We start from the raw sequence: 12,696 nt of genomic DNA, 5'->3' as shown, positions 1-12,696 counted from the left end.
ATCTACCTAAAATAATCTTTTAATATTATTGATGATAACAATGACAAGCGCCACCATCTGATGCAGAAGTGTGGCCTATATCCCGCTATGTCGAGAAGTACCTTGAGGTTTTCCGGTACGAGCCGACTATGATTTTTCACTATGCAATCATCCCCCATGCCAGTGCGACCCCTACCCATTGTCATCGCCTTGATCTTGGCTATGTCGTTTATGGTAGCTGTTCTAGTGGGAGCCAAGATGGTCTATAACCACAGTGCTCATCAGCCGGTGGCCATGTCCACCTTGGACACTCCAGAATCTAGCTCGATCGAGTGTGAAGAATTTCTTGCAGCGCTACCAACCTCGGTATTAGGACATCCTCGCGCTGATATAGTGGCCCCGATCCCACCTGGGGCAGCAGCCTGGAGCTCGTCTTCCCTCGAGCGGATCACAGCCCGGTGTGGGGTGAATTTACCACGTCAATACACGTCACTGAGCAATATAGTTGAGGTCGGCGGTACTCGATGGCTTGAAGTATCAGATGCCACGCCAGCGTCAACCCTTAAAACGTGGTACAGCGTCAATCGTGCAAAAATAATCGCTATCACTGCCGACGATCTATCCCTCGGTGATCACCCTCATCCCCTGGAGGATATTGCAGCCGCTGTTGCGATAATTCCCCACCAAGAATTTCCACCCAATCCTATCCCCCTGAGTGGACTCTCTAGTGCTGTAGGGCCGCAACAAAAAGCGGCATGCCAGGAGGTGCTTGCCGCTTTGCCGAATGATTTAGATAGCGGTTATAGGCGCAGTACCACCGATCTGGGGACAGAAATGGTGGCGTGGTCCGCACCCGGTGAAGAGGCAATCGTGGTGCGATGTGGGGTGGAATATCCCCAGAATTATACGGCGGGCGCTGTCTTGCAGCAGGTTAACGATATCGTGTGGTTTGAAGACGTCATTGTGGGCAACGGTACCACTGCGAGCACCTGGTATGCGATCAATAAGAGCCAGGTAGTTGCCGCCCATATCCCTCAAGCGCGCGGGAATGCGGCGCTAGTTGCGATATCGCAAGCTATATCGCATCACCTCTAGGAGAAGCCACCTCTTGGTCTAGTTTTTGGAGGTGGATTCGTGGGGTTTTAGAGGGCGTGAGGGGTTCAGCGTCTATTACAGTTCAGAGCGTGGTCAATGAGAATTTCGAGGAGTTCTGGATAGTCGACACCCGATGCCGCAAGCACTTGGGGATACATGGAAATAGGGGTGAAACCTGGCATGGTGTTGATTTCATTAATAACTGGACCATGATCGGTTAGGAAGAAGTCGACTCGAGCAAGTCCAGTGCAGTCAAGCGCTTTAAATGCCTCGATTGCCAGGCGTTGGATCTCCGCGGTGTGGTTGTGTGGGATCGCGGCGGGAATGACTGCGCTGACAACACTGTCGAGATATTTGGTGTCAAAATCATAAAATCCGCCCTCGCTGGCATCGGTGTCCACAAGCTGAGCAGGCACAGAGGCGCGCAGGGTGCCCTCCGCGTTTTCGAGGACTCCGCATTCGATTTCACTGCCGATGATCTCCGATTCAATGACGACCTTCGCATCGTATTGGCGAGCCTCGATGAGGGCTTGATCGAGTTCTTCCCATGACTCAATCCGAGAGATACCGATCGATGAACCTCCGCGTGCGGGTTTAACGAAAGCAGGCAGGCCAAGACTGTCCCTGTCTGTGGCGCTCAAGATCTCTCCCGGGCCGAGAACCTTCTCACGGCCTACCGGCAGCCCTGCCGCGCCGAGGATGCGCTTGGTGTATTCCTTATCCATGCTGCACGCCGAAGCCAAGACCCCGCAGCCGACATAGGGAATTCCCGATAAGTCAAAGAAACCCTGAATTGTGCCGTCCTCTCCGTAGGGACCGTGCAGAACTGGAAAAATGACATCTACACGCGCATACAGGCGGCCATCTAGGTAGCGAATCTCGCCTTTGTTAGCGGGAGTATGAGCAAGCCTGATCTCCTCCTTGAGCTGCACTTTAGGAAGCGTTCTACCTTGAATGAGCAAGTTACGAGGATCACTCTCCCCCACGGTCCATGTGCCGTCTTGAGTAATCCCCAGGGGAATAATCTCGAAGCGACTGGGATCGAGATGCTGCATAATCGCTCCAGCGGAAACACAGGAGATGGAATGCTCGGAGCTACGCCCACCGTAAATCACGGCGATCTTAATTCGGGAATCGGTTGCAATCACAGCTGATTACTATACCCCGAATTCTCGTGCTCACTTTTCTTTGAGCGACCCATGAGTTGCCCCACCATCTCTTCCACTGTCATCCCCTTGTGGCACACGGCGTATACCGCTTGACTAATCGGCATCTCAACCCCCATTGATTGAGCTAATTCATAGACCGAGGCTGAGGACGTGACCCCTTCAGCTACTTGACCGTGCGTGGCTGCACGAGCTTGCTCCAAACTGGCGCCGCGCCCTAAGCGATCACCGAAGGTGCGATTGCGCGACAAGGGCGAGGAACAGGTGGCCACTAGGTCCCCCATGCCGGCAAGCCCAGCGAAGGTGAGCGGATTAGCTCCGAGGGCGATGCCCAGCCTGGAGATTTCCGCCAGGCCCCGAGTAATCAAGGTAGCGAGTGTATTTTCTCCTAGGTCCCGCCCCGCCGCCATACCGCAAGCTAGAGCAATGACATTCTTACATGCCCCTGAAATTTCGCATCCAACGACGTCAGTATTGGTATAGGGGCGAAAATAAGGCGCAGCTAGAGCCTCTTGGATCACTTGGGCGTGGTGCTCATCTGGGCACGCAATAACGGTAGCAGCGGGCTGTTCAAGGGCTATTTCTCGAGCTAGATTAGGGCCGGTGAGAACCGCTATGCGGCGCGAATCAATACCGCTAACCTGAGCTATGACTTCAGACATGCGCATAAATGTCTGCTTTTCCACGCCCTTGGCCAGAGAAACCACCAGCGCATGCGAAGGTATAAACTCGGCCCACGTCAATACATGGCCTCTCAGCGTTTGACTAGGAACCGCGAAGACTACGATATCAGCCTCGGATATCGCTGCACGAGCATCTGAAGTAGCCACAATAGTGCGCAGGTAGATATCGCTGAGATAGTCAGGGTTGTGGTGATGAGTATTGATATACTCTGCCACCTCTTCTCGACGTGCCCACAGCACCACCTCATTTCCAGCGTCGGCTGCGATTTTGGCCATGGTTGTACCCCAACTTCCGGCACCCATTACGGCTATCTTGAGCATGTCGTCCTTTCCACAGCTGCTACCACTTCGGTGCGCCATGCGCCCCAACATTGTCAGTCTAGTAGATAAAAGCCTGAGTCAATGCCTGTCTTTGTTGTAGAAGTAGCTAAGCTGAATTGGGCGTTTGGCTTAAAGGCGAGCCTTCGTGAAAAAATCCCGATCTACCGATTGTCTACGAACTATGTCAAAACTTCCGTCGCAACAGCGACATAACCCTGCCCATAACCCGAATCCGCACCGCCTGGAGCGACGGTTCCAAAAGATTCCAGCTACTCCTGCTGCTGAATTCGATTCCCCTGTTCTCGCTGCTGGCGCCGTTTTATGGCGCCACGATCGCAAGGGCCGTGTGGAATTTGCGTGTATTCACCGCCCTCACCTTAACGACTGGTCTCTCGCTAAAGGAAAAGTGGATCCCGGCGAGTCCCTCGCGATGACCGCAGTGCGTGAAATCGCGGAAGAAACAGGCTACGAGATCAAGCTCGGAGAACTTTTGGGGCGAATTAGTTATCCTCTAAAAAAACGCACGAAGGTTGTCTACTATTGGCTAGCCGAGGTAATCGGTGGCACATTCGTCGCCAATAACGAGGTCGATGAACTGCGCTGGGTCTCCGACTCTGCGGCTCGCAAACTGCTTAGTTATTCCGCAGATCATCAGGTGCTCGATGCCGCCTTGACCTACCTATCACAACCAACGGATTCGCGCCTCATTCTGATCAGGCACGCCGACACCGTCTCATCCTCTTCGTGGTACGGCGGAAGCATCTCGCGACCCCTCAGCCCCGCAGGCTTCAAACAAGCTACCATGCTAGCCCCCCTGATTGCGGCTTATCACCCTGACCGTCTGATCAGTGTTGAAAATAAACGGTGTCAAGCGACGCTCGAGCCTGCAAGCAAGGCTTTAAGCCTGCCACTGACCGCCGGATCCCCACATGAGCTACCCGAACGCGACAAGACTATTGCATCCTGTCTCGATAAAAAGGCGCTCATCGGCACCATGAAGAAACTAGAGTATTCCCCACACTTCCACCCCCCACGAGCGCGTGTAAAAAAGGCTGGAATGTGGGTGTTCTCCTTCCACAAGGGTCTGGTAACTAGTGCAGATTATTTCGTATCTCCGCTAGCTATCACCTAACAGAAAGAGGCTCTCCCCATCCCGGGGAGAGCCTTCTGGACTACTTTTCAACGAAATTAGGTACAGGAACCTACAGGTTAGCGAGGATAGCTTCGAGATCCGATGATCCTAAGAGGTTGCCCCGCTCAGGGTCGACACTGACAAGGTGCTGAGCGTTGTCCAGCAAGATCACCAGATCACCAACGCTATAGTCACCTTCCGCGATACCTCGAATTTGTTCCACTGGGAGCTCGCCCTCTGCGATGAGCTGGAGCACTAAGCCTATAACGCCTTCGATGGCTTCAGCGCTCAGGCCTAGCTCAGCTACCTGGTGTCGGACCTCAGCCGGAGCGGACTCACCAGTCAAAAGATTGATGATCGAGTTAGCCAACTGCGATGCATCAGCTCCAAGATCAGGAAGAGATTCGAGAGCTGGGATCTCACCGAGATCACCAAATACGCCACCGGATGCTTGGTAGTTACCGCTAATGAATGCTTCAAACTGCCCTTGATGACCATTATAGAGGTTCAAATCAACATCTGTTCCGATTCCGCTGACACGACCCTTGCCCGTTCGTTGCCAAAAGTCGAGGACGTCCCAGCCGCCTACAGGATCCGGGGCTTTACTTTGGTAGGCGGCCAGCCACAGCGGATACTCCGAGAATTCGGAGGTATTAGCCATTTCATGCATCCAGAAATAGCGGTAGGTGTAAATCATGGGCTGACGCCCGGATTGTGCCTTGAACTCGTTGAGGAAGTCGCGAGTCCAGGCGGCAAGCTCTTGTGGGTTTTTACCCTCTGCGACCTCGAGGTCGAGGACCGGGGGCAACGGATGCGCTGCGATTCGGGTGATCTGATCAGCGTAGTGGCGAGCCTGGGCTATAGGATCACCGCTGGGGCGAGCGTAGTGGTACGAGCCCACAGATAGGCCGGCTGCGTGAGCGGCATTGGCATCATCAACAAAGAAATCATTCGTCCAACCTGCACCTTCACTCGCTTTGACGAAAGCAAAGGAGTGACCATCAGATTTTACGTGATCCCACGCGATGGGCGCGCCCCCTGGGTGTTGGTGGCTTGCAACATCGACCCCGGATAGGGAGCTGACGCTATCGAAGGGTTGGGCTAGGGCAGGTTGTGCGCTTAGAGCCAGCACAGCTGTGGTGGCCAGTGCGGTTACTGCGCGAAAAATCCGCTGCAAAGAAGTCATGCGACACACAATAACACAAGTAGTCATTAGTCACACCAAACACACCTGTCACATTCTACATTTCTCAAATTTTCTTAGAGTCCCCTCCCGACCTAGCTCGTCAATCAAGCCCACAGGCTAGATATCCATCGATTCGGAGGCCTCGTGCGCGCCTAAGCGCAGCCAGTTTGAAACCCGGTGTCTTCCACTCCGCAGATTGCAGCAGAGTACCAGTAGACTCCCACCACGCCAGCCCCTTTTCACTCAAATCCATGAGCGGGTCTTCGGTCACCTCATATTGCACACGCTAACCACCAAGAATACCCCCTTATTGTCCCCATTCTTTGACGGTTTCAGTATGGCTCGCTATCGAGTGACTACCTTTGGAGACTGCCTCCCTTCGATGCTCGAACCACAGTCTCCGCGCATAAAGTGCTCGGCTTATTTTTGGCCTGCATATAATAGCCCGGCCAAGAATCACACCGCTCGAACTCCCGACACCGAGCGTGCCCCTATATATACAGTATCCGCCGAGACACGTTCGGACAGATTCACCGTGTTGAATGGTCGTTGATCACCCATGGTGAGGGCTAGGAATACATCTCAGGAGATGGATTTCTCCCTGCACACATCCCAATAAATATAAACCACGCTATTCCCGGAGGGTCTTCTTCCACTTCGTGAGGGGATCAAATAAGTCTCATATATTAACCTGTGAAATCGGCAACATCCCCACCCAAGCAATGGGGGACATTTGGCAAAACTTTTATCCTGATGCTGCGAATCTTTGTGTCTTCGAACCAAGAATCAAGATGGGAGACTTGATTTTATCAATTATGAACAAGGACCACGGCTCACCCCCTCACCAAACCGACCTTTCGATTACGGTCCCACGAGAGTGTGCCTGCTGTTTTGAAGTAATTCTGTGCACCAATATGCGGCCTATATATTTTCAATTAGAGTCTTGATACCTCTTTAGATTCCCAACATCCCCACCAATGCAAAGAAGCAAATATGACGGAGCAATGGCCGCGAACCTAGCTGTGATTAGGTAGGGAGAGAGCGCCTTCCCGACACTGCTCTCGCTGCGATAATCCCTTCGTGAATACCCTGGGGCTCTCCAGTGATATTCAGCTGGTGAAGCAGTTTACTCAGCCCGCACCTAGGTCAATCTGAGCCCACGGGCTACTTTTATATTTAGGAATATATCGTCCCCATACACCCATTGCCCGCGGGCCAGCCATATGATAAGTAGTCGAGGCTGGCTTAACAGCAGCAATAGCCCAGGTGCGTTAGTCACCCCCTGTCGCTCCAGTGACTTCCTAAGATAGGCGCCCGTGCGAGCCCAATATCTCCCACGTTTTTATCGTCAGGGAGTTTATAATCCCATTTTTTGGGATGATAGTATCACCCTATGGGAAATTTCACCGTCGCTGCGGCCACGACAAGCGGCATCAAAGTCCTCGACCGAGCGGTACTCATCATGCTCACCGTGGCCGAGCATCCCTGTACCCTCCATCAGCTCTGCGAAGCGACTGGACTCCCCCGCGCGACCACTCATCGCCTCGCCACGGCTCTAGAAGTGCACCACCTTCTTAGCCGCACCGTCGACGGCCGCTGGACCATAGGTGACATCCTTTCCACTTTCGGCACTAATAATGCCACAAATCTCACCGATATTGCCGCCCCTCTCATGCACAAGCTCATGGAGAAAACCGGCGAATCGATCCAGCTCTATCAGCTAGCAGGGGCGTCGAGAGTGTGCATTGCCTCCGAGGAACCCCATGTTGGCCTCCATAATTCAGTTCCTGTGGGGGCTAGGCTCCCGCTGAACGCTGGTTCCGCCGCTAAAATTTTCTTAGCCCACTCTGCACCCGCCCTTCGCGACAGCATTATGGAACAGCCCTCAACCTTCACCTTGGAGGATATCAATGCTGCGCGAGAGCGTGGTTGGGCGCAATCGATATCCGAGCGCGAAGTTGGACTCGCTTCCATTACTGCTCCTATATTCAACCGCGAAGGAATATTTGTCGCAGCCCTGTCAATCTCCGGACCTACAGATAGATTTCAACCTTCACCCGCCATATGGGCTCAAGACCTTAAGATCGTCGCCACACAGATAGGGCTAGCCCTCTAGAGAGTTTCTAAAAGCCCGACCAGTACTTGATACTCCTCAACCAGAGGATGACCAGCACACCGAGACGAGGCTAGTTCCAGTACTTTCCGGTGCCACCAGATTTGCCCCTCTTTGCCAGTTCGAAAACGCTTCCATATCTCGTCGCCGACCAGCGCATAATCATCTAAAGTACATTGCACATTGTGCAATTTATCTGCAACCGCAATCACAATGACTTCTTCACCAGCTAGTGAAATTTGAGAAAGATAGCTTTCACCGCACTCATACCAATCATCAATCGCTCGAGACTTGGTGAGAGCATGAACCCAGGTAGCAACGGTTGCTCCCAGCTGCTCTCTAATTTCCTCAAGACTTATGCGGTCAGGCGCATCCTCGATCGCATCGTGGAGTACGGCCGCACAAAGAATATCGGTGTGTGATCCCGCAAGACTAGCCATAACAGCTACGGGGTGCGATATATACGGTAACGAAGACCCTTTTCGCACTTGCCCATCGTGGGCGTAGCAGGCCAAACTAATGGCGCGGTTAAGCTTCTCACGCTCTGTATGATGAAGTTTCATTCGACTCCAATTTCAGGCTTTCATCGTGGTGTTAGTTAGGACATGCTAAGCTCACATACTATGAGCTCTGATAACTCCCCCTCACGTCGCCCAACTGCCACCGCCGCAGGTCACTGGATTCTTGCTCGCGCTGGTAAGAAAGTTCTGCGCCCAGGGGGTCGTGAACTCACAACTCGAATCTTGAAACAAGTAGATTTCGACGGACGCGACGTCGTGGAGTTTGCACCTGGATTGGGGCACACTGCTCGGCTTATTTTAGCCTATGCCGTAGCCTCTTATACCGGGGTCGAGCAAGATTCCTTCGCAGCCGCCCAACTTCGCCAGCACATAGGCAGTGACACCCAAAAAGTTCTCAATGCCTCCGCAGATACCTCCGGCTTGGCCGATCTGAGTGCCGATATTGTCATCGGTGAAGCCATGTTGACCATGCAAGGGAACAATGCGAAACAAGAAATCATCCATGAGGCCCACCGCCTCCTGCGCCCTGGCGGGCACTACCTCATCCACGAGTTATCGCTCACCCCAGACGATATCGGCCCTGATCGCGCCCAAAGTCTGCAGCGTGATCTTGCTCAAGCTATTAGAGTCAATGCACGACCTCTGACGCAGCCAGAGTGGACCAAAATCCTCGAAGCGCAGGGCTTTAAAGTGATATGGTGCGGGCACGCACCCATGGCCCTTTTATCTCCCTCTCGCTTACTTGCCGACGAAGGGCTACTCGGTACCTTAAAAATTGTGGGGAATATAGTTAAGGATAGAGATCTTAGAGCCCGCATCCTGCACATGCGCAGCACCTTCAAAGATTATGAAGACAATCTCGCAGCCATTGGGATCGTGGCTCAAAAGAGGGAAGAATAGCAAAAGCGAGGTAGCTAGACTACCTCACTTTAAAAGTACCCCGTACGGGATTTGAACCCGTGTTACCGGCGTGAGAGGCCGGCGTCCTAGGCCCCTAGACGAACGGGGCAAGAATGACCTTGCTGGTACGAGGGATTACACTATACCAAAGCACCCCAGCCAGCAAATTCCCATGTCATAGACATAATCAAAGTGAGTACTACAATCCGATATATGAAAAAGGCTTCGCTTAGTACCTATACGTGCACACTCATCCTTGGAGTGAGCGGTGCAATGCTCATGAGCTGTGCCCCTGAGCACTCACAACCTCCTGTTCGTGCTTCCCAAGCAAAGATAAGTGCCCCCATCGAGGTATCTAATCTTGTGGATCAAGCTAGTCAGGATCAATTATCTACCGCACTGTTAGCAGCAGGGATTGAAAAAGAGCGCGTCCAGGATTTTATGTCAGAAGTTCAACGCGTCAATGTGGACGTTCCGCACAATTCCTTAGTTGACCACGGATTTGTTCCGTTGACTGACGCCTACCACCTTCCGGCAATCTCTAGTACGAATACAACCCTCACCAACTGCCGCATTAATACTTTCCTTTTAAGCAAAGATCTCATTAATGCCCGTAGCTCATCTGAGGTTGATTCCAGCCTTCTCTTTTTTGATCAGGAATCGATTGATGCTTTCCAGCCACCCTTATTCACGTCTGATGAAATGGCAGTCTATAACACTCTCTTTGGGCGAATTCCCACTACGTCGGCAAAAGACTCTCACCAGCACGTCGCGGATATTGGTAGCTACTTTGACCAGCACCAGATCAGTTTCACCAACCCCCACGTTCATATAGTCAGCGTTTTTCTACACGATGTTCTCACCGAACCTGCGGCGCTTTTCATCGGCCATGTGGGAGTAGCTGTAGCCGTTGATAATGGCTACCTCTTTGTTGAGAAAGTAGCCTTCGAAAGTCCCTATCAGCTATTGAAAGTCAGGAGCTTGAAAGACCTCTATGCACACCTATTCCGGGTTTATAACACCAGTGATGGGCAAGATTATGGAGCCCCAGTAATACTCGATAACGCCGAGGTAAAGCTATCCCTTTAGCTTTCGGATCCTAGATAGCTTTGTCTTGCCGCTCACCATAGGCCCCTCCTTCACCCGCGGTTGGGGTATGGACTCGATATGAGAGCCAATAACGTGAACTGCGAAAAGACAATGCGGCTTAGAGCCTGCTTAGAGCCTTTAGACGAGGATGCTGCCTCATATTTCAATCGTGCCTACGGGGCTCCGGAACACCTCGGAAGGCAAATTTTCGTTTATGCCTAAAATTAGAATCGAGGAGTTGTACCTTAAAGCTCTCACGACATAGTCGAGCTAAACCTCGCTGATAAGGTACGCATCCAACTGCATCAAGATAATAACTAAAACAACACAGGTGAAGTGATCGGTAACCAACTGGCTCCGCTTCCCTACCGACCTATCTTAAGGCGAAAATCAGCCGACGACGCGATGACTATCAGAGTTCTGTGGAAAACTCCTGATACACCGTTATTCTCAAGTATTCGCGAAGCCAAGGTTGCTGAAAAGGTCCTCAGTTAGTGAGCTGTATTAAACTTCGCGGAGCTGCCCGATCATTTTCTCGACTATTCGTATAAAGCGGTGCTCCCACTAGCTCGAGGCGGCATCCTGGCTCTCGAGCTTTCCTCACCTAGTATTCCTAAATTTTAGGCTTGGTGGCTAACAGATTCGACATAAAATAAATTAACCTTGCTGCGCTGTTCTGAAGTGGCTCACTGAACGTTTGTTCCGGCGGTCTATCTGGGTCTAATTGAAATCTGTTTCGTATTTAGCCTTTACGCTGTACCTATCCCAACTGCACCCATGGTTCAAACTCTTAAACATTTTCCACTACTTCAGCTTTACCTGTCGGCACTACTGGGATGAGTATAGGAAGAAATGGTGCGAGAAGCCGTGCATCAAGAGTTTTTAAAAAAACTTCTCTCCCTTGCACGGCTGGCACCACCTCAAAGTTCAAGGAACCTTTAGCGCCTATTCGCAGTCTAACGGTCTACATACGGTAAATCTCGAAAGATTCATCGACCAAAGGACGCAAAATATGAGATTGTTCCCTATCGGAATACTAAGCATCTGTTGTGTCCACCTAGCTGCGTGCACAGGCCAAACCCAGCAGATCGACGTCGGCTCTTCAACCTCGCCTGTCTCGACCGGGCTATCCACGGCTACTTTATTCCCCACTATCACCACTGCTCCCACTACAAAACCCGACTTGCAGCCAGTCGATGTGGACCCCGACGACCCCAAATTCGAAGGCTACCGAGAGTTATATGACTCATCAGATCGTGAGCTTATTGTCCATGATTTCTGCGATCACTTTAACTCCGAAGAACTCGCTGGCATCGGGCTGCGCGCCCACGACAGCTCAGAAACCGAAAGAAACGTAGATCTTAAAAGTTCGGTCTGTTACTTCGATCCCATCCCTGAAGACCGAAGCGTCGAATACCAAGTGTTAACGGGCCGCGTACCATACGAAATACGCCGCCTAGCTGGCAGAGTTCTGCACTTCGATTTGGAGGGGCGTCACCCCCGCATCTACTTCTACTCAAACTTAATCAACGGTAAAGCAGGCTTCTTCCTCGGTTGCACCGCCGCAACGAGCACCACTAACGGCACTATAAACTTTTCCACCCGAGCGTTTAGCGACGAACTTATACCTGACGCGCGCTTCAACGATGCCGCTAGCACCTGCCAACACTCACACGACAAACTCATCGACCTCATCAACCTCAGCGGAGTCCCATGGCCATAGCCTCTCCACCACGCCCAGTCATACCCAATCGCACTCTCGATCACAGAAACGCCGAGCACTGATGAACAAACTACCCATCCTCCTCAGCACCACAGCACTCCTTAGTTCTAGCGCGTGCACACCAAATCCACCAGGTCCTGATAGGACCGAAACAGTAACAGTGTCTCGCACCACCGCACCCCAAACCCCCGAGACTACTGCCCCCACCGTGCAGCCGGTCGATGTGGACCCCGACGACCCCAAATTCGAAGGCTACCAAGAAGCATACGACCGCTCAGATCGTGACCTTGTTGTCCATGATTTCTGCGACCGCTTCACCCTCGAAGAACTCGCTGGCATCGGGCTACGCGCCCACGACAGCTCAGAAACCGAAAGAGACGCTCAATTCAAAGAATCGGTCTGTCACTTCGATCCCATCCCTGAATACCCAGGCGTCGAATACCAAGTGTTAACTGACCGCCTATCGTACGAAACACGCCGCCTAGCCGGTAAAGTTTTGTACTTCGATTTCGAAGGGCGTCACCCCCGCATCTACTTCTACTCAAACTTAACCAATGGTAAAGCAGGCTTCTACATCAGGTGCACTGCCGCAACGAGTACGACTAACGGCACTATAAACTTTTCCACCCGAGCGTTCAGCGACGAACTTATACCTGACGCTCGCTTCAACGATGCCGCTAGCACCTGCCAACACTCACACGACAAACTCATCGACCTCATCAACCTCAGCGGAGTCCCATGGCCATGATCACCTTCAACCCCACCACCACACAACAAGTAACCAACAT

At 52.2% G+C, this 12,696-nt stretch carries 11 protein-coding genes and 1 tRNA gene; 7 read left to right on the top strand and 5 right to left on the bottom strand.

The genetic code is table 11. The annotated features are described in order from the left end of the window. Positions 1-141: 141 nt before the first annotated feature. Complete coding sequence (locus tag NXS13_RS09000) at positions 142-1,074, top strand: DUF3515 domain-containing protein (protein ID WP_259080278.1); 933 nt, start codon at positions 142-144, stop codon at positions 1,072-1,074. Positions 1,075-1,139: 65 nt separating this feature from the next. Here the strand turns inward: NXS13_RS09000 and NXS13_RS08995 are convergent, their stop codons facing one another. Both NXS13_RS08995 and NXS13_RS08990 read right to left on the bottom strand, forming a co-directional pair. Next, a complete protein-coding gene (locus NXS13_RS08995; protein ID WP_259289657.1) occupies positions 1,140-2,222 on the bottom strand; it encodes a D-alanine--D-alanine ligase family protein in 1,083 nt (360 codons plus the stop codon). Beyond that, positions 2,219-3,244 (bottom strand): NAD(P)H-dependent glycerol-3-phosphate dehydrogenase, encoded by a 1,026-nt coding sequence (locus tag NXS13_RS08990; protein WP_259080275.1) that lies wholly within the window; start codon positions 3,242-3,244, stop codon positions 2,219-2,221. The genes NXS13_RS08995 and NXS13_RS08990 overlap by 4 nt, the downstream gene beginning before the upstream one ends. A gap of 181 nt (positions 3,245-3,425) precedes the next feature. On the opposite strand from NXS13_RS08990, the gene NXS13_RS08985 reads away from it, so the two are divergent. Beyond that, a complete protein-coding gene (locus NXS13_RS08985) occupies positions 3,426-4,376 on the top strand; it encodes an NUDIX hydrolase (RefSeq protein ID WP_259080273.1) in 951 nt (316 codons plus the stop codon). Between the two features lie 70 nt (positions 4,377-4,446). Here NXS13_RS08985 and NXS13_RS08980 read toward each other — a convergent pair whose 3' ends face one another. Then, positions 4,447-5,562 (bottom strand): glycoside hydrolase family 25 protein, encoded by a 1,116-nt coding sequence (locus tag NXS13_RS08980; protein ID WP_259080272.1) that lies wholly within the window; start codon positions 5,560-5,562, stop codon positions 4,447-4,449. 1,393 nt (positions 5,563-6,955) lie between these two features. Here NXS13_RS08980 and NXS13_RS08975 point away from each other — a divergent pair. Further along, positions 6,956-7,678 carry an IclR family transcriptional regulator gene (locus tag NXS13_RS08975; protein ID WP_259080271.1) on the top strand — a complete coding sequence of 241 codons (723 nt, stop codon included), beginning with the start codon at positions 6,956-6,958 and terminating at the stop codon, positions 7,676-7,678. Here NXS13_RS08975 and NXS13_RS08970 read toward each other — a convergent pair. Then, positions 7,675-8,238 (bottom strand): HD domain-containing protein, encoded by a 564-nt coding sequence (locus tag NXS13_RS08970; RefSeq protein WP_259080270.1) that lies wholly within the window; start codon positions 8,236-8,238, stop codon positions 7,675-7,677. The two genes, NXS13_RS08975 and NXS13_RS08970, sit on opposite strands and share 4 nt — an antisense overlap. A gap of 60 nt (positions 8,239-8,298) precedes the next feature. Here NXS13_RS08970 and NXS13_RS08965 point away from each other — a divergent pair, with 60 nt between their 5' ends. Further along, positions 8,299-9,096 (top strand): class I SAM-dependent methyltransferase, encoded by a 798-nt coding sequence (locus tag NXS13_RS08965; protein ID WP_259080267.1) that lies wholly within the window; start codon positions 8,299-8,301, stop codon positions 9,094-9,096. A 36-nt stretch (positions 9,097-9,132) separates the two neighbouring features. Here NXS13_RS08965 and NXS13_RS08960 read toward each other — a convergent pair. Beyond that, a tRNA-Glu gene (locus NXS13_RS08960) sits at positions 9,133-9,205 on the bottom strand. A 104-nt stretch (positions 9,206-9,309) separates the two neighbouring features. Here NXS13_RS08960 and NXS13_RS08955 point away from each other — a divergent pair. The 3 genes from NXS13_RS08955 to NXS13_RS08945 all read left to right on the top strand — a co-directional run bounded on the left by NXS13_RS08955 (position 9,310) and on the right by NXS13_RS08945 (position 12,656). Next, on the top strand, positions 9,310-10,185 hold the full coding sequence (locus tag NXS13_RS08955) for a DUF4300 family protein (protein ID WP_259080266.1): 876 nt from the start codon (positions 9,310-9,312) through the stop codon (positions 10,183-10,185). Positions 10,186-11,197: 1,012 nt separating this feature from the next. Continuing rightward, positions 11,198-11,908 carry a hypothetical protein gene (locus NXS13_RS08950; protein WP_259289656.1) on the top strand — a complete coding sequence of 237 codons (711 nt, stop codon included), beginning with the start codon at positions 11,198-11,200 and terminating at the stop codon, positions 11,906-11,908. 160 nt (positions 11,909-12,068) lie between these two features. Further along, complete coding sequence (locus NXS13_RS08945) at positions 12,069-12,656, top strand: hypothetical protein (protein WP_259289655.1); 588 nt, start codon at positions 12,069-12,071, stop codon at positions 12,654-12,656. The last annotated feature ends 40 nt before the right edge of the window (positions 12,657-12,696 follow it).

The organism is Corynebacterium sp. ES2730-CONJ, from assembly GCF_024834055.1.
Classification (GTDB): Bacteria; Actinomycetota; Actinomycetes; order Mycobacteriales; family Mycobacteriaceae; genus Corynebacterium.
Note: the sequence above shows the minus strand (reverse complement) of the source record. Positions and strands in the feature narration are given on the sequence as shown.